Origin of the sequence: Devosia sp. MC532, from assembly GCF_016461625.1 — a bacterium.
In the GTDB taxonomy this organism is placed as follows: Bacteria; Pseudomonadota; Alphaproteobacteria; order Rhizobiales; family Devosiaceae; genus Devosia.
Map to the genome: position 1 here is coordinate 1 of NZ_JAEMNZ010000029.1, position 941 is coordinate 941.

Below are 941 nucleotides of genomic sequence, written 5' to 3' on the forward strand. Positions count from 1 at the left end.
TCGCGTCTTCGCGCAATGAACACGCACGAGAAGAATTACACCAAAGGCAAGCTGGCGCGACGGAAGGCTCGTGTCGAAGAGAGCATCGCGTATTACCTAGCCGAACTTGATAAAGCCGACAGTGCCGAGACAGGACCAGCGGCGCCGCGGATTGAGCATTTGACGGAGCGACTGGCGTCATTGCGTGGACGCCTCGGGGAACTCGAGGAAATCGGCCGACAGCTACAAGATGCTCCCGATGCGCAGATATCGCTGAGTGACCCAGATGCCCGCGCCATGGCAACTGGAAGCGATCATCGTGGTGTTGTCGGGTACAACCTTCAGGCGGCTGTCGATACCAAGTACCATATTGTGGTTGCCAATGCGGTGACCAACCGCGGTCATGACCGCTCGCACCTAGTGGAGATGGCCAAGGCCGCACAAGCCGAGATCGGCTCTACAGGCATGATCGCCATTGCCGATCGTGGGTATTACGAGGGAGAGCAGATCCGCTCCTGCGCTGAAGCGGGCATTATTCCGATGGTACCAAGGCCGAACACGTCACCCGCGCAAGCGCGTGGTCTTTGGGGGAAGCCGTCGTTCACCTATGAGCCGGATACCGACACCTATCGCTGCCCTGTCGGCGCGCAATTACAAAAGCGCCACGCTACCGTTGAGGCCGGCAAGCTCATCAAGGTCTATTACAACCAAACGGCTTGCGGCGCCTGTCCGTCCCGTTCGCTGTGCACGACCGGCAAGGAGAAGCGCATACGACGATGGGAGCACGAAGCTGTTCTCGATGAAATGGAGCGACGGCTTGAGGCCATGCCTGACGCAATGGCGGTTCGGCGTTGCACAGTCGAGCACGTCTTCGGCACTATAAAAGGCTGGATGGGTGCCACCCACTTCCGAACGCGGGGCCTAAAGAACGTCGCAACTGAGGCCAGCTTGACCATCCTGGC

1 protein-coding gene is annotated in these 941 nt (G+C 59.3%); it reads left to right on the top strand.

Annotation, left to right across the window (positions count from 1 at the left end; genetic code table 11):
• Positions 1–941 (top strand): transposase (locus tag JHC09_RS16795; RefSeq protein WP_210338191.1); only part of this gene is annotated, 941 nt, incomplete at both ends.